Raw genomic sequence first — 904 nt, 5'->3', positions numbered from 1 at the left:
ATCCTTCAGGAGCATGATGCCGGCGCGAAGTGCGCAGATCTGTGCCGCAAGCACGGCATGTCGGAAGGCACATTTTACGCTTGGAAGGCGAAGTATGGCGGGATGACGGTGTCGGAGGCGAAGCGGCTGAAGGCACTCGAGGACGAGAACGCCAGGCTGAAGCGCTTGCTGGCTGACCAGATGCTCGACATGGCTGCAATGAAAGAACTGCTGTCAAAAAAGTGGTAACGCCCGCCGTGAAGCGCGAGGCTGTCGCGCACCTGAAGGCCCATCTCGGGCTGTCGGAGCGGCGGGCGTGCCAGATTGCCGGGGCGGACCGGACGATGGTGCGCTACCAGTCCCAGCGAGCGCCGGACACGGCGCTGCGCGGGCGGTTGCGGGATCTGGCCAACGAGCGGCGAAGGTTCGGCTACCCGCGGCTGTTCGTGCTGCTCAGGCGCGAGGGAGAGCCATCCGGGATCAACCGCATCTATCGGCTTTACCGAGAAGAGGGCTTAACCGTGCGTAAACGCAAAGCGCGCCGCAAGGCCCTCGGAACGAGGGCACCGATCCTGATCGAGACACGGGCCAATGCACGGTGGTCGCTGGACTTCGTCCATGACCAGTTCGCCTGCGGGCGGCGCTTCCGGGTGCTGAACGTGGTTGACGACGTCACCCGCGAATGTCTGGCGGCGATCCCGGACACCTCGATTTCGGGCCGCCGCGTGGCTCGGGAACTGACGGCGCTGATCGAACGCCGCGGCAGGCCTGGAATGATTGTCAGCGATAACGGGACAGAGCTGACATCGAACGCGATCCTGAAGTGGTGCGCCGAGCACAAGGTCGAATGGCATTACATTGCGCCGGGCAAGCCGATGCAGAACGGGTTCGTCGAAAGCTTCAACGGCAGGATGCGGGACGAGCT

The 904-nt window shown here is 63.8% G+C and carries 1 pseudogene; it reads left to right on the top strand.

Annotated elements, in window-relative coordinates:
* Nucleotides 1-904, top strand: a pseudogene (locus tag IC63_RS16715) (IS3 family transposase); the annotation flags it as partial.

The organism is Paracoccus sphaerophysae, assembly GCF_000763805.1.
Taxonomy (GTDB): Bacteria; Pseudomonadota; Alphaproteobacteria; order Rhodobacterales; family Rhodobacteraceae; genus Paracoccus; species Paracoccus sphaerophysae.
Note: the sequence above shows the minus strand (reverse complement) of the source record. Positions and strands in the feature narration are given on the sequence as shown.